Source organism: Demequina iriomotensis, assembly GCF_000971395.1.
Lineage (GTDB): Bacteria > Actinomycetota > Actinomycetes > Actinomycetales > Demequinaceae > Demequina > Demequina iriomotensis.
The window spans coordinates 1-19,122 of sequence record NZ_BBME01000025.1 but is presented as its reverse complement, the minus strand read 5'-3'; the positions used below and the strand labels follow the sequence as shown (position 1 = coordinate 19,122).

Here is a 19,122-nt window from a genome sequence, read left to right as displayed (position 1 = left end):
GCCGCTACCAGACCGGCGCTCCGGAGATGCGAGCGCCCGCGCTCACCCGATGAGGCTGGGCTGCAGGTCCCGCAGAGTCTGGCGATGGGTCATGCGCGCCACGCCCGCCATCGCGAGCACCAGCGCCGTCACCATCCACGCCGCGAGCATCGCGACATCGCCCCACGCCGCCGCGAGCTCGCCGCCGTACATGAGCTGGCGCAGCCCGTCGACCGCAAAGCTCATGGGCAGCACGTGGTGCAGCGCCGCGAGCGGACCCGGCAGTGTCTGCCACGGGAAGGTGCCGCCCGCCGTGACGAGCTGCAGGACCATCAGCACGAGCCCGAGGAACTGACCGACCGACCCCAGCCATACGTTCAGCGCGAGGATGATCGCCGCGAACGTCAGCGACGCCACCGTCATGAGGCCGTACGCCCCCCACGGGTGCTCGAACGAGAAGTCGAGCGCGAGCGACATCACCGCGAACAGGCCGACCATCTGCACGGCACCGAGCGCCGCCGGGGTGAGCCAACCCGCGAGGGTCACCCGGCCCGGCGAGTGGATCGCCGTGATCGCACGCCTCGAGACGGGTTTCACGATGAGGAACAGGGCGTACATGCCGATCCACGCCGCGAGCGAGATGAAGAACGGCGCCAGCCCGGCGCCGTACGTGCCGGCGTCCGTGAGGGCCTTCGCGTCGAGGTCGACCGGGTCCGCGATGGTCTGCGCCTGGAGGTCGCGCAGGGACTCGTCGGCGGCCGGGATTTGGGAGGCGCCGTCCTCGAGCGCCTCGTGGAGGTCGTCGGCGCCCGCCGCGAGGGTGCCGAGGCCGGACTCGAGGGCGTCCGCGCCGGCCGCGGCGGAGTCCAGGCCGGTCGCGAGCGTGGAGGCGCCGTCGTCGAGCCGGGACGCGCCGTCCGCGACTCGAACGGCGCCGGCGGCCGCATCGGCCGCGCCGTCGGCCAGGTCGACCGAGCCCGCGGCGGCGGCCGCCGCACCGTCCGCCAGCGCGGACGCCCCGTCGGCCAGCGTGGACGCCCCGTCGGCGAGGGCGTCCACGTCGTCGATCGCGTCCTGGAGCGCCGCGTGGTCGGACTCGAGCTGCGCGGTCACGGGCGCGAGCTGCTCACGTGCCGCGGCGATCTGGTCCGGCGTGAGCCCGAGCGACTCGAGCTCCGCCTCGAGGGCGGCCACGGCATCCGGCAGCCGTGCGGCGGCCTCGTCGGCCGCCGCGCCGACCGCATCGGCGTAGCCGGACAGGGTCGCGGTGCCGTCCGCGACCTGCGCCGCGCCCTCGGACACCGCAGCCGCGCCGTCCGCGAGGTCCGCGACCCCGGATGCGAGCGAGGACGCGCCGTCCGCGAGGTCGGACGTCCCCGACGCGAGCGTGCCCGTCCCGTCGGCCAGGTCGGACGCGCCCGAGGCGAGCGTCCGGGCGCCCGAGGCCAGGTCCGAGGCGCCCGACGCGAGCGAGGAGGCGCCCGCCCACGCATCGTCCGTGCCGTCGGCGACCTGCTGGGCGCCGTCGGACGCCTCGAGCAGCGCGCCGCGGATGTCGGCGAGGCCGAGCAGGAAGCCCGCCGCCGCCTCCTGGTTGACCGTCTCGACGATCGACACGCGGATCGCCTCGGCCGCCTGCTCGCCGATAGTCGAGGAGAGGTAGCTGTTGACGTCGCTCGTGGTGAGGGCAACGCGGGCCTGGTGAGGGTCGTCGGACGATGCCGAGGCGAGCGCCGCGGAGAAGCTCGCCGGGAACGTGATGGCGAAGTCGTAGTCCTCGTCGCCGACTCCGTCGCGCGCCTCGGACGAGTCGACGATGCGCCAGGCGAACCTGCCGTCCTCGACCAGCTGCTCGGCGACGTCGCGTCCGTAGTTGACGGGTGCGCCGTCGACGTCCGTGCCTTCGTCGGCGACGACGATCGCGGCCGGGATCCTGTCGAGCGCCGCGTAGGGATCCTTGTTCGCCCACAGGTACAGGCCGCCGTACAGCACCGGCACCGCCATGAGCGCGACGAGCGCGACCACGGCCATCCGGGTCGCCGTGAGGCGCCGCAGCTCCGCGATCATCATGGCGGGGATGCGCACCGCGAACCGGCGCATGCGTGCCGCGCGGCCGATCATGCGAGGGCCTCCACCAGGGAGTCCACGACGACGTCGGGCGTCGCCGCGACCGTGGTGCCGGCGATGGCCGCCGCCGCCGCATCGCCGGCGATCACCAGGACCGCGAGGCCGCGCCGCGCAAGGCCGCGTGCGGCCTCCCACCACGCATCCGGGTCGCCGCCGTGACGGTCGGGCGACACGAGCACGACGCCCTCGACGCCGGGTCGCAGCGCGGCGAGCTCAAGCAGCAGGACGATGCGGTCCGCGGGGTCGATGTTGCCGAACGGGGTGCGGGCCCACCGGGTCATGCCGAGGGTCTCGAGCACGCGACGGGCCGCGGCGGGCGTCGCGGTGCGGCCCGCGAACATGAGCTCCTCCTCGACGATCGCGAGGGTCGAGACGTGCGGGGCCGGCTCGCTCACCACGGGCGCGTCCACGAGGGCGAGGGCCGCCCGCTGGCGTCCGGGGTCCACCGCACCGTCGATGGTGATGACGCCGGTGTCGGCGTGCATCCGCCCCGCGGCGAGGAGGCCCAGGACCGTCGGCCGCTGCTGCGTCTCGGCCCGGGCGAGCGTGACGGAGCCGCTCGAGAGCTCGAGCGTGACGGGCTGGAGCGCATCGTCGCCCCGGCCTTTCGACACGTCGGTCAGGGCGACCCTCATGCGGACACCTCCGCGGCGATGCGGGTGGCGCGCTCGGCTCCCACCCCCGCGGCGCACAAGGGGTGCGTCATGACGAGCAGGCGGGCGTCGTCCGCGCCGGCCGAGTCCGCGACGTCGAGCACGTCGAGCGCGGCCCGCTCGACCAGCATCGCGAGCGTCTCGACGTCGACGTCGGTGCGCACCGTTCCCTCCGCCGTCGCGGCCGCGAGCGACTCGCGCACGCGCGCCCGGACGGGGGAGAGGGCCTGCGCCACGGTCGCGGCGTGAGGCGAGGACAGCGCCATGCGGGCGATGGTGCGGACGTCGGCGATCGCGTCCCACAGGGACACGCCGAGCCGCGCGAGTGCGACGAGCGGATCGGGGTCGCGAGGCGTCTCCAGCGCGTTCGCGATCCGCTCGGCGCCGCGCGAGATCACAGCGGCGACCAGCTCGTCGCGGCCCGCGAAATGGCCGTAGACGGCGCGGCGCGAGAGCCCCGCCTCGGTGGCGATGGCGTCGAGCGAGGCGTCGACGTCGAGGCGTAGCGCGCGGCTCGCCGCGTCGAGCAGGGCTTCATGGTTGCGCGCCGAGTCGGCGCGAGGGGTCCGGGGGTTCACACCCCCAGGCTAGTTAACTTGCACACCCTTGTGCAAGTTAGTCAGATCCGCGCCTCGCCAGGCACCCGCGCGAGCGCGTCACGGTAGATCCGTGCGACCGCGTCGAGCATGCGGTTCGCCGCGGCGTCCACGGTCTGGCGCGCGGGATCCGCCTCGAACCAGGCGATCGCCTCGGCCATCCCCTCCTCGAACGGGATGCGCGCGGACCACCCCGGCACGAGCGCCTTGATCTTGGACGTGTCGTACACGGCCGGATGCATCTTGTCGCCGTAGATGCCGCCCGCCGATGACGGCGAGGCGGCGACGAGCGCGTCCGACGGGACGTGGACTGTCTGCTCGGCAAGCGCCTCCGGCGAGAGCCCGGCGGCCCTCCCGATCGCCGCGTGGATCCCTCCCCAGGTGAGCGCCTCGTCGGACGTGATGTGCACCGCCTCGCCGAGCGCCGCATCGTTCCCCAGCAGGCCCAGCATGCCTGCCGCGACGTCGCGCGCGTGGGTGAGCGTCCACAGCGAGGTGCCGTCACCCGGGACCACGATGTCCGCGCCGCGGCGCATCCGGTCCACGAGCGTCCACGGGTGCGCCGAGTTCCCCGTGTACCCGGGGATCTTCGAGGGGCCGTACGTGTGCGCGGGCCGCACCACGGTCCACGGGAGCCCCACGGGCGCGGCCTGCTCGCGCAGCACCCGTTCCGCCTCCGCCTTGAGGCGCGCGTACTCCCAGTGGAGGTTCTCCTGCGGCGTGTCCTCCGTGAGCGGGCGCAGACGGTCGAAAGTCATGTACGCCGCGGAGGTCGCGACCAGCACGTACTGATCGGCGAGCGGAGCGAAGGTCTCGACGTCGTCCGCCACGTGGGCGGGGGAGAAGGCGATGAACTGCAGGACGGCGTCGAAGCGCTCTCGACGCAGCCGCGCGCCGTGCAAGGCGGCGCGCAGCGCAGCCGCGTCCGTCGCATCGGCGTGGATGACGTGGGCGCCGGGCGGCGTGGTTGCGGCGGTGGACCGCCCCCGGTTGACCAGCGTGAGGTCGTGCCCCGCGGCGTGGGCGAGCGCGGCGAGCTCGGAGGAGATCAGGCCCGTGCCGCCGATGATGAGGATGCGCATGGATCGAGGGTAGGACGATGCGCGGGATTCGTCCGCGAGGTTCGTCCGGTGTGGTCGGTTTGCTGGTTTTGCAGGGCTGTCGCGTGCCGCGGGGCGGCAGTAGCGTGGGCGCATGATCGAGGACCTGGTGCCGAGCCTCAGGGCGGCGTTGCCCGGCATCCTGCCGGCGGGGTGGCGCGACGCGGCACCGTGGGGCTACCCGCGCCAGAGCGAGCTCGCGCTGGTGACGGGCGTGTTCGCGGCGCAGCTGCAGCCGCCGGCCGTCGCCGAGATCGCCGACTCCGTGATGCGCCGCCGGCCCGGGAGCCTGCTCGACAATCTCGGGGACCTCGCCGCGATCGACCCGGTCGAGCTCCGATCCATCCTGGGGGAGCGCTGGGGCGACTCGACGGTGCTCGGCGTCCCGCGACGACGCGCCGAGGTGATCCACGAGGCGGCAGGGGTGCTCGCGGGGGCGGGCCTGCGCACCGCCGCGGATCTGCAGGGCGCCGCGCTCGAGCCGGGCGAGGGCCTCTCGACGCTGCTGCAGTCCGTCCGCGGCCTCGGACCGGGCACCTGGGTGTCGATCGCGTTCATGGTGCACGCGACGTCGCTGCCGGACGATGCGGTGGTGAGCCTCGTCTCGACGTGCACCGAGGCGGCGCGCGCGCAGGCCTCGTTGAGCCGCGCGGGCGTCGCGCAGCTCATCCGGCTCACGGCCGCGCGGCTCGCGACCGACGAGAGGGTGCTCGGGTACGCGCTCGCGCGCCGCGCGGGCGAGCTCGCGCGCACCCCGGGCGCGCCCGCCTACGGGTAGGCGCCTCCCGAATCCGGCGCTCCCGGTGGGTCCGGGCGCTCCTCCACCGCGCGGGCCTGTAGCGTCCACGCCCATGGTCGAGAGTTTGGTCCCGAGCCTGCGCACGGGCATCACCGTCATGCTGGAGCCCGGGTGGCGCGACGCCGCCCCGTGGGGCTACCCGCGTCACAGCGAGCTCGCGCTCCTCGCCGGGGTCTTCGGCGCGCAGCTGTCCGGGCCGCTGGTCGGGAACGTGGTCGACACTGCCCTTCGCAACCGACCCGACCGACAGTTCGACGACCTGGTCGACCTGGTCGCGCGCGGCCCCATCTGGCTTCGCCACATCCTGGGCGAGCGGTGGGGCGACTCCACGGTGCCGGGGATCGACAGGCTCCGCGCGGAGGTCATCCACGAGGCGGCCGCAGCGCTGGTCGAGTCCGGCGTGGTCGACGCGCTGTCCCTGTCCAAGGTCGCGCGCCGGCACACCGAGGCGCTCGGCGAGCGCCTGCAGGACGTCGAGGGGCTCGGCCCGGGCACGTGGGCGTCCATCTCCTTCATGGCGCACATCCCCGCGCTGCCGGGGCACGCGGTCGTGAGGATGGTGCACGAGGCGCTCGCGGCCGACCATCCGGACATCGAGCTCACGGCCCTCGAGGTCGCGGAGCTCCTCGCGCTCACCGCGGAGCGGATGGCGACCCACGAGCGCGTGCTCGCGTACGCCCTCAGCAAGCACGCGGGACCGAGCAAGGGCCCCTTCCCCGACCCGGCGGACGTGGACGTGGACGCGGAGGCGGCCGCCGAGGCCGAGTAGCGCCGCGTCTCAGTACACGGCGCGCGCGAGCAGCGCCACGTGCACCGCGCCGTCGCGGGTGTGCTGCTCGGCGACGCGCTGGAAGCCCAGGTGCTCGTGGAACGTGACCGAGCCCGGGTTGGGCGGGTCGAGCTGGACCTCCGTGGTCACCTCGGTCGCGCCCCGCTCGCGTGCGCGCTCGAAGACCGACTCGTACAGGGCGCGCCCCACGCCGGTGCCCTTGGCGGACTCGGCGACCACGATGCGATCGATGTACTGGTGGCGCACCCCGCGCGCCTCGAACCAGCGGTAGTTCTCGGACTCGTAGGGCTCGCCCATGCCGAGGCTGAGGAGGAACGCGATGACGGATCGCGTGCGGTCGGTCGCGACCAGCGCGACGTCGCACATCGAGTGAAGACTCTCGAGCTCCGCCTCAGTGAGGAGGTTGACCGCGGGCGCGGCCGCCGCGTTGAGCGCCGTCACCGCTGGTATGTCGGCGGGGCGCATGACGCGGAGGCGGAGGGTCTGCATGGATGCATTGTGCCTGGACGATGTGTCGGGCGCGTGTCGAACCCGTGTCGCGTCGCGTCCGGTCAGGGGTGGAGCAGCAGCTTCCCGCTCGTCGCGCGCGACTCGAGCGCCCGGTGGGCGTCCGCCGCCTCCTCGAGCGAGAAGCCGCGATCGATGCGCACGCTCAGGTCTCCCAGCAGGATCCCGTGGAAGATGTCGCTCGCGCGCCACTCCCGCTCCTCCGCATCGGCCGTGAAGTCCGCGAGCGTCGGGCGGCTGAGCACGACCGATCCCGCGGCGTTGAGGCGTTGCGGGTCCACCGGCGCGACGGGGCCCGAGGCGGCGCCGAAGAGCACCATCGCGCCGCGACGGTGCAGCGACGCGAGCGAGCCGTCGAAGGTGGTCCGGCCGACGCCGTCGTAGACCGCGGCCACGCCCTCGGGGATGATCGACCGGACCGCGGCCGGGAGGTCGGCGGTGAGGTCGTCCATCCGGTCGTAGCGCAGCACGTGCGACACGCCGGCCTGGAGGGCGATGCGCTCCTTCGCCTCGGAGCCGACCGTGCCGATGACGGTCGCGCCGCGCGCGACCGCGAGCTGGGTGAGGAGGAGCCCCACGCCGCCCGCCGCCGCGTGCACGAGCACCACGTCGCCCGGCATCACGGGGTAGGAGGACGTCACCAGGTAGTGCGCGGTGAGCCCCTGCAGCATCGCCGCGGCCGCCATGTCCAGCTCGACGTCCTCGGGCACGGGGTAGACGTCCGCGACGGGAAGGCGGACGTACTCGGCGTACGAGCCCTGCGTGAACGCCCATGCGACGCCCTCGCCCTCGACCAGGTGCTCGACGCCCTCGCCGACCTCGACGATCTGCCCGGCGCCCTCCTTGCCCGGCACGAAGGGCACGTCCATGGGGTACTGGCCCGAGCGCTGGTAGGTGTCGATGAAGTTGACGCCCGCCGCCTCGACGCGGACCACGACGTGACCGGGCGTGGCGATCGGGCGCTCGAGCTCGACGAGCTCGAGGACCTCGGGGCCACCGTGCCGCCTCACCTGGATCGCTCTCACGACATGCATGCTACGGGGTTCCGCGTCGAAGTATGCATGTTCCTGTATGGTTATTCACATGAGCATCAGGGTCGCGGTGTCAGGCGCCTCCGGCTACGTCGGCGGCGAGGTGCTGCGCGTGTTCTCCGCCCACCCGGAGGTGGAGTTCGGCGCGCTCACGGCGCACTCGAGCGCGGGCGACGCGCTCGGGCTGCATCAGCCTCATCTGCGACCCCTGGCCGACCGCGTCGTCGTCGAGACGAGCCCCGAGACCCTCGCCGGCCACGACGTGGTGGTGCTCGCGCTCCCGCATGGCGCGAGCGCCGAGATCGCGGCGCAGCTCCCGCCCGAGACGCTCGTCATCGACTGCGGCGCCGACCACCGGCTCGTGGACCCGCAGGCATGGGCCGACTACTACGGCGGCGAGCACGCCGGCACGTGGCCCTACGGCATGCCCGAGCTCATCACCGCGGCCGGCCACCAGCGCGACGTCCTTCCCGGTGCGACCCGCATCGCGGTGCCGGGGTGCAATGTCACCGCCGTCACGCTCGCGCTCCAGCCCGGCGTCGCCGCGGGCGTGGTCGACCCGACCGACATCGTCGCGGTCCTCGCCAACGGCTACTCGGGCGCGGGCAAGAAGCTCGCCCCGCACCTGCTCGCGTCCGAGGCGCTCGGTGCCGCCGCGCCGTACGCGGTGGGCGGCTCGCACCGGCACATCCCCGAGATCGTCCAGAACCTCACCTCGGCAGGCGCCGCCGACGTCCGCCTGAGCTTCACGCCGACGCTCGTCCCGATGGCGCGCGGCATCCTCGCGACCGTGACGGCCCCGCTCGCGCCGGGCGTCAACGTCGAGGCCGTGCGTGCGGCCTGGGAGGGCGCGTACGCCGACGAGCCCTTCGTCCACGTCCTCCCCGAGGGGCAGTGGCCCACCACGGCGGCCACCCTCGGCGCGAACACGTGCCTCATGCAGGTCGCGGTCGACGGCAAGGCGGGCCGCGTCGTGGTGGTCGCGGCGATCGACAACCTCGTCAAGGGCACCGCGGGCGCGGCCCTGCAGTCCATGAACGTCGCCCTGGGCCTCGAGGAGACCCTGGGCCTCAGCACGATCGGAACGGCACCATGAGCGTCACCGCAGCGCAGGGCTTCGTCGCGGCGGGCGTCGCCGCCGGCCTCAAGAGCACCGGGGCGCGCGACGTCGCGCTCGTCGTCAACGACGGGCCCGAGCGCGTCGCGGCGGGCGTCTTCACGTCCAACCGCGTCGTCGCGGCGCCCGTCACCTGGTCCCGCCAGGTGCTCGCGGACGCGAGGGTCGACGCCGTGGTCCTCAACTCGGGTGGCGCGAACGCCGCGACCGGGGCCGAGGGCTTCCTCGACACGCATCGCACCGCCGAGCACGTCGCGGCGGCGCTCCAGGCGGCCGGCCGCGACGTCTCGCCCGGGGACGTCGCCGTGTGCAGCACGGGCCTCATCGGGGTGCGCCTGCCCATGGACAGGCTGCTGTCCGGCGTGGACGATGCGGCGGCGGGCCTGGCCTCCGACGGCGGGTCCGACGCCGCGCTCGCGATCATGACCACGGACACCGTCCCCAAGGAGGCGATCGCCGCGGGCGAGGGCTGGACCGTCGGCGGCATGGCCAAGGGCGCCGGCATGCTCGCGCCGGGCCTCGCGACCATGCTGTGCGTCATCACCACCGACGCGTCGATCGACGCGGCACGCGCGCAGGCGGCGCTCGAGTCCGCGGTCCGCACCACGTTCAACCGCGTCGACTCCGACGGCTGCATGTCCACCAACGACACGGTGCTGCTGCTCGCGAGCGGCGCGTCCCGCATCGTCCCCGAGGACGGCGCCTTCGAGGACGCCCTGACGCGTGTGTGCGCGACGCTCGCGCGCGGCCTGGTCGCCGACGCGGAGGGAGCGAGCCACGACATCGCGGTGACCGTCACGAACGCGACCAGCGAGGACGCCGCCGAGGCGGTCGCCCGGGCGATCACGCGCTCGAACCTGTTCAAGGCCGCCATCTTCGGCAACGACCCCAACTGGGGCCGCATCATCTCCGCCGCGGGCACCGTGCCCGCGAGCGTCGCCCCGTTCGATGCCACGGCGCTCGACGTCACCGTGAACGGCATCCAGGTGTGCCGGGCCTCCGGCGTGGGCGAGGACCGCGCCCTGGTGGATCTCTCCGGACGCGAGGTGCGCATCGTGCTCGACCTCCACGCCGGCGACGCCGAGGCGACAGTCTGGACCAACGACCTCACCCACGACTACGTCCACGAGAACAGCGCGTACTCCTCATGAACGAGAACCTCTCCCTCACGCCCCAGCAGAAGGTGGGCGTCCTCATCGACGCCATGCCGTGGATCGAGCAGTTCGCCGGCGCGATCGTCGTGATCAAGTACGGCGGCAACGCCATGATCGACGAGTCCCTCAAGCGCGCCTTCGCGCAGGACATCGTGCACCTGCGGCTGCTCGGCCTCCACCCCGTGGTGGTCCACGGCGGCGGCCCGCAGATCTCGGGCATGCTCGACCGCTTAGGCATCGCCTCGGAGTTCCGCGGCGGCCTGCGCGTCACCACGCCCGAGGCGATGGACGTGGTCCGCATGGTGCTGACCGGCCAGGTGTCGCGCGAGCTCGTGGGCCTCATCAACGATCACGGACCCCACGCGGTGGGGCTGTCGGGCGAGGATGCCGGCATGCTCCAGGCCAAGCGCCGCCACGCCGTGGTCGACGGCGAGCAGGTCGACGTCGGCCTCGTGGGCGACGTGGTCAAGGTCAACCCCGGCGCGGTGACCGACATCATCGAGGCCGGACGCATCCCCGTGGTGAGCACGGTCGCGCCCGACATCGACGACCCGACCCAGGTGCTCAACGTCAACGCCGACACCGCCGCGGCGGCGCTCGCGATCGCGCTGCGCGCCCGCAAGCTCATCGTGCTCACCGACGTCGAGGGGCTGTACGCGAGCTGGCCCGACCGTGGCTCGCTCATCTCGGAGATCAGCGCCAAGCAGCTCGAGGACATGCTGCCCTCGCTCGAGTCCGGGATGCGGCCCAAGATGGAGGCATGCCTGCGTGCCGTCCGCGGCGGCGTGCCGCAGGCGCACGTCATCGACGGCCGTGAGCCGCACTCGATCCTCGCGGAGGTCTTCACCTCCGCGGGATTCGGCACGATGGTGATGCAGGACAAGGAGGTCTGGGTATGACGCTCGGCACCCACGGCGAGGCCGGCCTCGAGCGCGGCCGGGTCGACCTCCAGCGCTACGGGCACGCGCTCATGGGCACCTACGGCGAGCCGATGCGCGTGCTCGCCCGCGGCGAGGGCAGCTGGGTGTGGGACGCGGACGGCAACCGCTACCTCGACCTGCTCGGCGGCATCGCGGTCAACGCGCTGGGCCACGCGCACCCCGCGTGGGTCGCGGCGATCGCCCACCAGGCGGCGACGCTCGCGCAGGCCTCGAACTTCTTCGCGACCGAGCCGCAGATCCGGCTCGCCGAGCGGCTGCTCGAGCTCGCCCACGCCCCGCACGGCTCTCGCGTGTTCCTGTGCAACTCGGGGACCGAGGCCAACGAGGCCGCGTTCAAGATGGCGCGCAAGACCGGCAAGCGGACCGTCATCGCGCTCGAGGGCGGCTTCCACGGGCGCTCGATGGGTGCGCTGTCGATGACGCACAAGGACGCGATCCGCGCGCCGTTCGCCCCGCTCCTCGACACCGTGGTCTTCGTGCCGCGTGACGACGAGGCCGCGCTGCGCGCCGCCGCCACGGAGCACGCCGCGGACCTCGCGGCGATCATCGTCGAGCCCATCCAGGGCGAGTCGGGCGTGCGTCCGCTCGCCCAGGGCTTCCTCGCCGCCGCGCGCGAGCTCACGCGGAGGTACGACGCGCTCCTCATCATGGACGAGGTCCAGACGGGCGTGGCGCGCACCGGCGCGTGGTTCGCGCACCAGCTGTACGGGATCCAGCCCGACGTCATGACCCTCGCGAAGGGGCTCGGGGGAGGGTTCCCGGTCGGCGCCGTGCTCGCGTTCGGCGAGCGCGTGGGCTCCCTGCTCGCGAAGGGCGACCACGGCACCACGTTCGGCGGCAACGCGCTGGCGGCTGCGGCGGCGAACGCGACCCTCGACGTGATCGAGGCGGAGCACCTTCTCGACCATGCCAAGGCGGTGGGCGAGCACCTGCGCGCGGGCCTCGAGGCGCTCGACGGCGTCGTCGAGGTGCGTGGCGCGGGTCTCATGCTCGGCGTGGGTCTCGCCGCGCCGGTGAGCGCGCAGGTGGCGCAGGCCGCGGTCGCGGCCGGCTTCATCGTCAACCCGCCGTCGCCGGACACCATCCGGCTGGTCCCGGCGCTCACCCTCACCACGGCGGAAGCCGACCTCTTCATCGCGTGGATGGCCGAGCACGGCACGCGCATCACCACGGAAGGCACGACCGCATGACCACGGCCCCCACCGCCCGCCACTTTCTGCGCGACGACGACGTCACCGCGGCGGAGCAGCGCGAGATCCTCGAGCTCGCCCTCGCGTTCCGCCAGGACCGCCACCTCGAGCAGCCCTTCGCCGGTCCGCAGGCGGTCGCGATCATCTTCGACAAGCCGTCGACGCGGACGCGCGTGTCGTTCTCCGCGGGCGTCGCCGAGCTCGGGGGCTACCCGCTGGTCATCGACTCGGCCACGTCGCAGCTCGGTCGCGGCGAGCCCGTGGCGGACACCGCGCGCGTGCTCGAGTCGATGGTGAGCGCGATCGTGTGGCGCACCTTCGGTCAGGAGCTGATCGAGGAGATGGCGGCGCACTCGAGCAAGCCCGTCGTCAACGCGCTCACCGACTCCTTCCACCCGTGCCAGATCCTCGCCGACCTGGCCGCGGTCGCCGATGCGCGCGGCGGCGTGGACGCGCTCGCCGGCCTGACGTTGACGTACGTGGGCGACGGCGCCAACAACATGGCGCACTCGTACCTGCTGGGCGGCGCGCTCGCCGGCATGCACGTGCGCGTCGGTGCGCCCGCGGACTACATGCCCGACGAGCGCATCGTCCTCGACGCCAAGAAGATCGCCGCGGAGCAGGGCGGCTCGATCACCGTCACCACCGAGATGGACGATGCGGTGGCGGGCGCGGACATCATCGCCACCGACACGTGGGTGTCGATGGGCGACGAGGACCAGTACGAGGCGCGCAAGGACGTCTTCGGCAGGTATCAGGTGAACGCCCGCACGCTCGAGCTCGCCGCGCCCGGCGCGCAGGTGCTCCACTGCCTGCCCGCGTACCGCGGCAAGGAGATCACCGCCGACGTCATCGACGGCCCTCAGTCGATCGTGTGGCTCGAGGCCGAGTACCGGCTCCACGCCCAGAAGGCGCTCCTCGCGTGGCTGGCACGACGATGAGCGTCGGCGTCCCTCAGACCAAGGCCGCGCGCCAGGCGAAGGTGCGCCATCTCATCGAGACGCAGCAGGTCGAGTCGCAGACCCAGCTCGCCGCGATGCTCGAGTCCGAGGGGCTGCACGCCACCCAGGCGACGCTGTCGCGCGACCTCGTGGAGATCGGCGCCGTCAAGGTCCGGGGCGTCGACGGCAAGCTCATGTACGCGACCCAGGCGATCCTCGAGTCCATCGAGGACACGGGTGCGCGGCTCAACCGGCTGTGCGCGGAGCTGCTGCACTCCGCGGCCGGCAGCGCCAACCTCACCGTGCTGCGCACGCCCGAGGGCGCGGCGCAGTTCCTCGCCATGGCGATCGACTCGCACGACGACCCGGACCTGCTCGGGACCGTCGCCGGAGATGACACGATCCTGGTCATCGCCGCGGATCCGCTCGGCGGCGAGCGCCTCGCGAGCAAGTTCCTCGACCGCGCGAGCGGTCTCCACCGCTAGTACCCCCTCAGAGCTAAGGAAGTAGAAGACATGTCAGAGCGCATCGTGCTCGCCTACTCGGGCGGCCTCGACACCTCCGTCGCCATCGGCTGGATCGCGGAGGCGACCGGCGCCGAGGTGGTCGCCGTGGCCGTCGACGTCGGCCAGGGCGGCGAGGACCTCGAGGTCATCCGTCAGCGCGCGCTCGACTGCGGCGCGGTCGAGGCCTACGTCGCGGACGCGCGCGACGAGTTCGCCGAGGAGTACTGCATGCCCGCCCTCAAGGCGAACGCGCTGTACCACGACAAGTACCCGCTGGTCTCGGCGCTGTCCCGCCCCGTCATCGTCAAGCACCTGGTGAAGGCCGCGCAGGAGTTCGGCGCCGGCACCGTCGCGCACGGCTGCACCGGCAAGGGCAACGACCAGGTCCGCTTCGAGGTGGGCATCGTCTCCCTCGCGCCCGACCTCAAGTGCATCGCCCCCGTGCGCGACCTCGCGCTCACGCGCGACAAGGCCATCGACTACGCGGAGCGCAACGCGCTGCCGATCGCGACCACCAAGAAGAACCCGTTCTCGATCGACCAGAACGTGTGGGGCCGCGCCGTCGAGACCGGCTTCCTCGAGGACATCTGGAACGCCCCGACCAAGGACATCTACGACTACACGGACGACCCGGCCTTCCCGCCGGTGCCGGACGAGGTGGTCATCAGCTTCGAGCGCGGCGTCCCCGTCGCGATCGACGGTCAGCCGGTCACCCCGCTGCAGGCGATCGAGGAGATGAACCGCCGCGCGGGCGCGCAGGGCATCGGCCGCATCGACATCGTCGAGGACCGCCTGGTGGGCATCAAGAGCCGCGAGATCTACGAGGCGCCCGGCGCGATCGCCCTCATCGAGGCACACCGCGAGCTCGAGAACGTCACCATCGAGCGTGAGCTCGCGCGCTACAAGCGCCGCGTGGGCCAGGAGTGGACCGAGCTGGTCTACGACGGCATGTGGGCCTCGCCGCTGAAGAACTCGCTCGACGCGTTCATCGAGGACACGCAGCGCCACGTCAACGGCGACATCCGCATCGTCCTCCACGGCGGCAAGGCCGTGGTGACGGGGCGCCGCTCCGACACCGGCCTGTACGACTTCAACCTCGCGACCTACGACGAGGGCGACACGTTCGACCAGTCGGCGGCGCGCGGCTTCATCGAGATCTACGGCCTCGCGGCCAAGCAGGCGGCGGCGCGCGAGGCGCGCCTGTCCTAGGGTCGATCCCGAGCGAACCGGCGGCCGCGCCCGATCAGGGCGCGGCCGCCACCCATATCGAGCACGAGGAGCAGGTCATGGCAGGGGAGCAGGGCACCAACGAGGGCGCGCTCTGGGGCGGTCGGTTCGAGGGCGGGCCGGCGGCCGCGCTGGCGGCGCTGTCGAAGTCGACGCACTTCGACTGGCGCTACGCGGACGACGACCTGCGCGGCTCGATCGCGCACGCCCACGCGCTCGAGCGGGCGGGCCTGCTCACCGCATCCGAGAGCGCCGACATGACCGCGGCGCTGGAGACGATGCGCGCCGACGTCGCCGCGGGCACGTTGCTGCCCGCCTTCTCCGACGAGGACGTGCACGGCGCGCTCGAGCGGATCCTGATCGAGAGGGTCGGCCCCGAGCTCGGCGGCAAGCTGCGCGCGGGCCGCTCGCGCAACGACCAGATCGCGACGCTGCCGCGTATGTACCTGCGTCGTCACGCGCGGATCATCGCCTCGCAGCTGCTCGACGTGGTCGACGCGCTCATGTCGCAGGCGGACCGTCACCTCGACGCGCCCATGCCCGGCCGCACGCACTTCCAGCATGCGCAGCCCGTGACGCTGGGGCACGCGCTCATGGCGCACGCGTGGCCCCTGCTGCGCGACGTCGAGCGGCTCACCGACTGGGACGCGCGTGCGGCGTGGTCCCCTTACGGCGGCGGCGCCCTCGCCGGGAGCACCCTGGGGCTGGACCCCGTCGCGGTGGCGGAGGAGCTCGGCTTCCTCGGGGCGTGCGAGAACTCCATCGACGGCACCGCCTCGCGCGACGTGGTCGCCGAGTTCGCGTGGGTCGCCGCGATGATCGGCGTCGACCTGTCGCGGCTGTCCGAGGAGATCATCGCGTGGGCGACCGTGGAGTTCGGCTTCGTCACGCTCGACGACGCGTACTCGACCGGGTCGAGCATCATGCCGCAGAAGAAGAACCCCGACATCGCCGAGCTCACGCGCGGCAAGGCGGGCCGGCTCATCGGCGACCTCACGGGGCTGCTCGCGACCCTCAAGGGCCTGCCGCTCGCGTACAACCGCGACATCCAGGAGGTCCACGAGCCGGTGTTCGACGCGGTCGACACCCTCGAGACGATCCTCCCGGCCTTCGCCGGCATGGTGGACACGCTGGTGTTCCGCGTCGAGCGCATGGCGGAGCTCGCGCCGGCGGGCTTCTCGCTCGCCACCGACATCGCGGAGTGGATGGTGAAGAACGGCACGCCGTTCCGCGAGGCGCACGAGGTCGCGGGCGCATGCGTGCGCCTGTGCGAGAGGCGGGGCAAGGAGCTGCACCAGCTCACCGCCGACGAGATGACGGCGATCCATCCCGACCTCACGCCCGGCGTGCTCGAGGTGCTCACGGTGCCCGGGTCGCTCGCGGCCCGCGACGGCGTGGGCGGCACCGCCCCCGCCCAGGTGGCCGAGCAGGGCAAGGCCGCCCGCGCGCGGGTGCGTCACTTCCGGCCGTGGACGGGCGCCTCGGTCTAGAGGTTCTCCTCGACGGTGACCTCCGTCGCGCCGGTGAGCGCGAGGAGGTCCTCGTAGGCGATCTCGAAGACGGAGTGCGGCGTGCCGGCCGCCGCCCACAGCTCGCCGTGCTTCTTCAGCTCGACGTCGATGTACGTGGGCACCGGCGCGGGATGGCCCACCGGCGCGACTCCGCCGATCGGCTGCCCCGTGGCGGTGCGGACGTCCTCGGCCGTGGCGCGCGTGACCGCGCGGGCGCCGATCTGGCGCGCGAGCAGGTCGGTGTCGACGCGATGCGAGCCGCTCGTGAGCACCAGGACCGGCACGCCGTCCGCGAGGAACACGAGGCTCGACGCGATGGCGCCCACCTCGCATCCGAGCGCCATCGCCGCCTCGGCGGCCGTGCGGGTCGAGTCGGTCAGCGTGCGCACCTGGGAGCGCAGGCCAGCTGCGGCGAGGAGGTCCATGATCTTCGCGCTCGAAGGGTGCATCTCGTCACCGTATCCTGGCCCGATGCCGAATCCCAGGGTCAGCGACATCGTCGCCGCGGTGCACGCCGCCCCCGCCGCCCTGGGCGCCACGCGGCTGGTGCTCGTCGACGGTCCGGCGGGCGCCGGGAAGACCACGCTCGCGAACCGCATCGCGGTCGCGCTCGGGGGTGCGCCGTCCGCGGGCGCGGGCACGTTCGATCCAGGCCGCCCGCTCGCGGACGATGCGCCGGTGCAGATCCTTCATGGCGACGACATGTACGAGGGCTGGGATGGGCTCCCGGCGCTCGACCGTGTCCTGGTCGACCAGGTGCTCGTCCCGCTCGCCGCCGACCGCGCCGGTGCGTTCCGGATGTGGGACTGGTCCGCGGGCCGCCGCACCCACCTCATCGAGGTGCCCTCCCGGCCCTTCCTCGTGGTCGAAGGGGTAGGGGTCGCCTCGCGCGCGGCCCGGGCCTTCGCATCGTGCAACCTCTATGTCGACGCGCCCTGGGAGCTCCGTCTCGCGCGCGGCATCGCGCGCGACGGCGAGGCGATGCGCGCCGAATGGGAGCGGTGGCACCCGGGCGAGGACGCCCACCTCGCGGCCGAAGGGGCGCGTGACGCCGCCCATGCCGTCCTCGACGGCGCGGCGCCCGTGCCGGACTGACGCCGTCCCGGACCTCCGGCGGCGGGTGAGGCGCATGGTCCTGGCACAATGTCACCCATCATGACCGATCACCTTCTTGACGACCTGGCCTGGCGCGGGCTCATCGCGAACCACACCGACCTCGACGAGCTCCGCGCGGCTCTCGACGCCGGCCCCGTCACGCTCTATTGCGGCTTCGACCCGACGGCGCCGAGCCTGCACATCGGGAACCTGGTCCAGATCCTCACGGTGAAGCGGTTCCAGGACGCGGGCAACAAGCCCCTCATGCTCGTGGGCGGCGCGACGGGCCTCATCGGCGACCCGAAGATGGCGGGGGAGCGCACCCTCAACCCGGTGGAGATCGTGCACCAGTGGGTCGAGCGCATCCGCGGCCAGATCGAGCCGTTCATGTCCTTCGACGGCGAGAACGCCGCGCGCATGGTCAACAACTACGAGTGGACCAAGGACATGTCCGCGATCGAGCTCCTGCGCGACGTGGGCAAGTACTTCCGCATGGGCACGATGCTCGCGAAGGACACCGTGGCCCGTCGCCTCAACTCGGAGGAGGGCATCTCCTACACCGAGTTCAGCTACCAGGTGCTGCAGGGCATGGACTTCCTCGAGCTCCACCGCCGCTACGGCTGCACCATGCAGACCGGCGGCTCGGACCAGTGGGGCAACCTCACCTCCGGGACCGAGCTGATCCGCAAGGCGGAGGGCGTCTCGGTGCACGCGATGTCGACGCCGCTCATCACCAAGGCCGACGGCACCAAGTTCGGCAAGACCGAGTCGGGCACCGTGTGGCTCGACCCGGCGATGACGAGCCCATACGCCTTCTACCAGTTCTGGCTCAACCAGGCCGATGCGGACGTGGTCGGCTACCTCAAGGTGTTCACCTTCCTCTCGCGTGAGGAGATCGAGGCGCTCGAGGTCAAGGTCGCCGAGGAGCCTTTCCGTCGCGAGGCGCAGCGCACCCTCGCGTGGGAGGTCACGTCGCTCGTGCACGGAGAGGCCGCCGCCCAGGGTGCGGTGGACGCGTCGCTCGCGCTGTTCGGTCGCGGTGAGCTCGGCTCGCTGGACGAGGCGACCCTCGCGGGTTGCGCGCAGGAGCTCGGAGGCGTGGAGGCCGCGACCGGAGCGACTCTCGTCGACGCGATGGTCGCCGCGGGCATCGTCGACTCGAACTCGGCCGCGCGCCGGGCCATCGCGGAGGGCGGTGCGTACGTCAATAACGTGCGCGTGGACGATGCGGAGCTGGCCCTGGGCGCCGACCATGCCCTCGCGGGCGGCTGGGTCGTGGTGCGTCGAGGCAAGAAGTCGGTCGGCCTCGTGCGGCTGTCCGCCTGACGGCGCTCGGCGGTTCTGCGGGGTTTACCAGCGCGGATACGTGCGACACGCCCGGGATGCGCGCGATTTGACCCGGACGGCGGCGGTGCGTACTGTTTCACCCCGTTGCCAACGACGGGAACGCCCGGCGGAGGACTGAAGAAGGCCCCGCGGGTGAAGCCCGAGCAACGATCCTCGACGCCGGCCGACAGCCTGATGCGTGCGTCATGGCGGGCCGGGGAGAGGCGCTCTCGGCGCTCTCAGCTCATCGGATCGACCGGAGACGGCGATTTGACAGAGGGAAGGCGACGAGAGTAAGTTAGACGGGTTGCCCGGAGAGGCCGCCGAAAGGCGAGAGACTCACCGAGCAGCCAATCTGACACTCCTGAACATCAGGTGTCCCGTCGAGCCGATAAGGCCGCGGAATTCCTGGTGGAATGGGACCGGATCGGATATCGGATAAACAAATCGGCGCGAATGCCGATTTGACTCCGGAAAACGATGCGGGTAAGATTGATGAGGTTGCCCCGAGCGAGGTTCTGGAAACAGGATT

The 19,122-nt window shown here is 72.6% G+C and carries 19 protein-coding genes; 12 read left to right on the top strand and 7 right to left on the bottom strand.

The genetic code is table 11. The annotated features are described in order from the left end of the window. Nucleotides 1-42: 42 nt before the first annotated feature. Genes AOM09_RS14710 through AOM09_RS14695 form a run of 4 tightly spaced genes read right to left on the bottom strand, consistent with a single transcriptional unit; the run spans nucleotide 43 to nucleotide 4,437 of the window. The gene (locus AOM09_RS14710) at nucleotides 43-2,100 is read right to left on the bottom strand and encodes a YhgE/Pip family protein (protein WP_439645004.1); all 2,058 of its coding nucleotides are present in this window, start codon (nucleotides 2,098-2,100) and stop codon (nucleotides 43-45) included. Beyond that, on the bottom strand, nucleotides 2,097-2,741 hold the full coding sequence (locus AOM09_RS14705) for a hypothetical protein (protein WP_174452933.1): 645 nt from the start codon (nucleotides 2,739-2,741) through the stop codon (nucleotides 2,097-2,099). Before AOM09_RS14705 ends, AOM09_RS14710 begins: the two co-directional genes overlap by 4 nt. Then, on the bottom strand, nucleotides 2,738-3,337 hold the full coding sequence (locus tag AOM09_RS14700; protein WP_062390189.1) for a TetR/AcrR family transcriptional regulator: 600 nt from the start codon (nucleotides 3,335-3,337) through the stop codon (nucleotides 2,738-2,740). Before AOM09_RS14700 ends, AOM09_RS14705 begins: the two co-directional genes overlap by 4 nt. A 41-nt stretch (nucleotides 3,338-3,378) precedes the next feature. Further along, nucleotides 3,379-4,437, bottom strand: a complete 1,059-nt coding sequence (locus tag AOM09_RS14695) for an NAD-dependent epimerase/dehydratase family protein (RefSeq protein WP_062390186.1) — start codon at nucleotides 4,435-4,437, stop codon at nucleotides 3,379-3,381. Nucleotides 4,438-4,549: 112 nt separating this feature from the next. Here AOM09_RS14695 and AOM09_RS14690 point away from each other — a divergent pair, with 112 nt between their 5' ends. Both AOM09_RS14690 and AOM09_RS14685 read left to right on the top strand, forming a co-directional pair. Further along, nucleotides 4,550-5,233 carry a hypothetical protein gene (locus AOM09_RS14690; RefSeq protein WP_062390183.1) on the top strand — a complete coding sequence of 228 codons (684 nt, stop codon included), beginning with the start codon at nucleotides 4,550-4,552 and terminating at the stop codon, nucleotides 5,231-5,233. A gap of 73 nt (nucleotides 5,234-5,306) precedes the next feature. Beyond that, complete coding sequence (locus AOM09_RS14685; RefSeq protein WP_156162402.1) at nucleotides 5,307-6,023, top strand: DUF8548 family protein; 717 nt, start codon at nucleotides 5,307-5,309, stop codon at nucleotides 6,021-6,023. Nucleotides 6,024-6,032: 9 nt separating this feature from the next. On the opposite strand, the gene AOM09_RS14680 is transcribed toward AOM09_RS14685, so the two are convergent. Together AOM09_RS14680 and AOM09_RS14675 are read right to left on the bottom strand one after the other, a co-directional pair. Then, complete coding sequence (locus AOM09_RS14680) at nucleotides 6,033-6,533, bottom strand: GNAT family N-acetyltransferase (protein ID WP_062390178.1); 501 nt, start codon at nucleotides 6,531-6,533, stop codon at nucleotides 6,033-6,035. Between the two features lie 62 nt (nucleotides 6,534-6,595). After that, entirely contained in the window at nucleotides 6,596-7,585 is a 990-nt protein-coding gene (locus tag AOM09_RS14675; protein ID WP_174452932.1) for a quinone oxidoreductase family protein, read from the bottom strand. A gap of 37 nt (nucleotides 7,586-7,622) precedes the next feature. Here AOM09_RS14675 and argC point away from each other — a divergent pair, with 37 nt between their 5' ends. From argC to argH, 8 genes are all read left to right on the top strand, one after another. After that, nucleotides 7,623-8,678, top strand: a complete 1,056-nt coding sequence (gene argC / locus AOM09_RS14670; protein WP_062390176.1) for an N-acetyl-gamma-glutamyl-phosphate reductase — start codon at nucleotides 7,623-7,625, stop codon at nucleotides 8,676-8,678. Next, the gene (gene argJ / locus AOM09_RS14665; RefSeq protein ID WP_062390174.1) at nucleotides 8,675-9,850 is read left to right on the top strand and encodes a bifunctional glutamate N-acetyltransferase/amino-acid acetyltransferase ArgJ; all 1,176 of its coding nucleotides are present in this window, start codon (nucleotides 8,675-8,677) and stop codon (nucleotides 9,848-9,850) included. Before argC ends, argJ begins: the two co-directional genes overlap by 4 nt. After that, nucleotides 9,847-10,752 (top strand): acetylglutamate kinase, encoded by a 906-nt coding sequence (gene argB / locus AOM09_RS14660; protein WP_062390171.1) that lies wholly within the window; start codon nucleotides 9,847-9,849, stop codon nucleotides 10,750-10,752. The genes argJ and argB overlap by 4 nt, the downstream gene beginning before the upstream one ends. Further along, nucleotides 10,749-11,984 (top strand): acetylornithine transaminase, encoded by a 1,236-nt coding sequence (locus tag AOM09_RS14655; protein ID WP_062390169.1) that lies wholly within the window; start codon nucleotides 10,749-10,751, stop codon nucleotides 11,982-11,984. Before argB ends, AOM09_RS14655 begins: the two co-directional genes overlap by 4 nt. Then, a complete protein-coding gene (gene argF / locus AOM09_RS14650; RefSeq protein ID WP_062390166.1) occupies nucleotides 11,981-12,925 on the top strand; it encodes an ornithine carbamoyltransferase in 945 nt (314 codons plus the stop codon). The genes AOM09_RS14655 and argF overlap by 4 nt, the downstream gene beginning before the upstream one ends. Continuing rightward, nucleotides 12,922-13,410 (top strand): arginine repressor, encoded by a 489-nt coding sequence (argR, locus tag AOM09_RS14645; RefSeq protein WP_082099310.1) that lies wholly within the window; start codon nucleotides 12,922-12,924, stop codon nucleotides 13,408-13,410. The genes argF and argR overlap by 4 nt, the downstream gene beginning before the upstream one ends. 30 nt (nucleotides 13,411-13,440) lie before the next feature. Next, a complete protein-coding gene (locus AOM09_RS14640) occupies nucleotides 13,441-14,640 on the top strand; it encodes an argininosuccinate synthase (protein ID WP_062390161.1) in 1,200 nt (399 codons plus the stop codon). Between the two features lie 77 nt (nucleotides 14,641-14,717). Further along, the gene (gene argH / locus AOM09_RS14635; RefSeq protein WP_062390159.1) at nucleotides 14,718-16,148 is read left to right on the top strand and encodes an argininosuccinate lyase; all 1,431 of its coding nucleotides are present in this window, start codon (nucleotides 14,718-14,720) and stop codon (nucleotides 16,146-16,148) included. Here the strand turns inward: argH and AOM09_RS14630 are convergent. Further along, nucleotides 16,145-16,618, bottom strand: coding sequence for a YbaK/EbsC family protein (locus AOM09_RS14630; RefSeq protein ID WP_062390156.1), 474 nt, complete (start codon nucleotides 16,616-16,618; stop codon nucleotides 16,145-16,147). The two genes, argH and AOM09_RS14630, sit on opposite strands and share 4 nt — an antisense overlap. A gap of 22 nt (nucleotides 16,619-16,640) precedes the next feature. Here AOM09_RS14630 and AOM09_RS14625 point away from each other — a divergent pair, with 22 nt between their 5' ends. Further along, on the top strand, nucleotides 16,641-17,264 hold the full coding sequence (locus AOM09_RS14625) for a uridine kinase family protein (protein ID WP_062390153.1): 624 nt from the start codon (nucleotides 16,641-16,643) through the stop codon (nucleotides 17,262-17,264). Between the two features lie 60 nt (nucleotides 17,265-17,324). After that, nucleotides 17,325-18,590: a tyrosine--tRNA ligase gene (gene tyrS / locus AOM09_RS14620; RefSeq protein WP_062390150.1), complete on the top strand. Its 1,266-nt coding sequence runs from the start codon at nucleotides 17,325-17,327 to the stop codon at nucleotides 18,588-18,590. Nucleotides 18,591-19,122: the final 532 nt, after the last annotated feature.

Excerpts from the sequence above, each read along its gene's own strand:
- AOM09_RS14710 (WP_439645004.1), bottom strand. The coding sequence starts at position 2,100 with ATGATCGGCCGCGCGGCACGCATGCGCCGGTTCGCGGTGCGCATCCCC.
- AOM09_RS14705 (WP_174452933.1), bottom strand. The coding sequence starts at position 2,741 with ATGAGGGTCGCCCTGACCGACGTGTCGAAAGGCCGGGGCGACGATGCG.
- AOM09_RS14695 (WP_062390186.1), bottom strand. The coding sequence starts at position 4,437 with ATGCGCATCCTCATCATCGGCGGCACGGGCCTGATCTCCTCCGAGCTC.
- AOM09_RS14690 (WP_062390183.1), top strand. The coding sequence starts at position 4,550 with ATGATCGAGGACCTGGTGCCGAGCCTCAGGGCGGCGTTGCCCGGCATC.
- AOM09_RS14685 (WP_156162402.1), top strand. The coding sequence starts at position 5,307 with ATGGTCGAGAGTTTGGTCCCGAGCCTGCGCACGGGCATCACCGTCATG.
- AOM09_RS14680 (WP_062390178.1), bottom strand. The coding sequence starts at position 6,533 with ATGCAGACCCTCCGCCTCCGCGTCATGCGCCCCGCCGACATACCAGCG.
- AOM09_RS14675 (WP_174452932.1), bottom strand. The coding sequence starts at position 7,585 with ATGCATGTCGTGAGAGCGATCCAGGTGAGGCGGCACGGTGGCCCCGAG.
- argC (WP_062390176.1), top strand. The coding sequence starts at position 7,623 with ATGGTTATTCACATGAGCATCAGGGTCGCGGTGTCAGGCGCCTCCGGC.
- argJ (WP_062390174.1), top strand. The coding sequence starts at position 8,675 with ATGAGCGTCACCGCAGCGCAGGGCTTCGTCGCGGCGGGCGTCGCCGCC.
- argB (WP_062390171.1), top strand. The coding sequence starts at position 9,847 with ATGAACGAGAACCTCTCCCTCACGCCCCAGCAGAAGGTGGGCGTCCTC.
- AOM09_RS14655 (WP_062390169.1), top strand. The coding sequence starts at position 10,749 with ATGACGCTCGGCACCCACGGCGAGGCCGGCCTCGAGCGCGGCCGGGTC.
- argF (WP_062390166.1), top strand. The coding sequence starts at position 11,981 with ATGACCACGGCCCCCACCGCCCGCCACTTTCTGCGCGACGACGACGTC.
- argR (WP_082099310.1), top strand. The coding sequence starts at position 12,922 with ATGAGCGTCGGCGTCCCTCAGACCAAGGCCGCGCGCCAGGCGAAGGTG.
- AOM09_RS14640 (WP_062390161.1), top strand. The coding sequence starts at position 13,441 with ATGTCAGAGCGCATCGTGCTCGCCTACTCGGGCGGCCTCGACACCTCC.
- argH (WP_062390159.1), top strand. The coding sequence starts at position 14,718 with ATGGCAGGGGAGCAGGGCACCAACGAGGGCGCGCTCTGGGGCGGTCGG.
- AOM09_RS14630 (WP_062390156.1), bottom strand. The coding sequence starts at position 16,618 with ATGCACCCTTCGAGCGCGAAGATCATGGACCTCCTCGCCGCAGCTGGC.
- AOM09_RS14625 (WP_062390153.1), top strand. The coding sequence starts at position 16,641 with ATGCCGAATCCCAGGGTCAGCGACATCGTCGCCGCGGTGCACGCCGCC.
- tyrS (WP_062390150.1), top strand. The coding sequence starts at position 17,325 with ATGACCGATCACCTTCTTGACGACCTGGCCTGGCGCGGGCTCATCGCG.